Genomic DNA, 212 nt, shown 5'->3' with positions numbered 1-212 from the left:
CGAGCGCTCGTGCGGGAAGGCATGCTGAAAGAACTCTTGCCCGGTGAAGAACTGGAAATACGGGTCGTGAACCCAGCACTCGCAAACGCCCTCATCGGACAGCCCGTAAGTGTGCTTGAGCAACAGCAGCCCGACCATGAACCGGGTCTCGATCCCGGGCCGGCCATTCTCGCTGTAGAGCGGCGCGACCTCGCCGTCGATCCAGTCCCAAT

1 protein-coding gene is annotated in these 212 nt (G+C 61.8%); it reads right to left on the bottom strand.

The genetic code is table 11. The annotated features are described in order from the left end of the window. Positions 1-212, bottom strand: a 212-nt coding sequence (locus AC0L3S_RS39850; RefSeq protein ID WP_473285476.1) for a transposase, incomplete at both ends; no start/stop codon positions are given.

Source organism: Bradyrhizobium sp. Ken01 (assembly GCF_055807355.1).
This window is presented reverse-complemented; position numbering and strand designations above follow the sequence as displayed.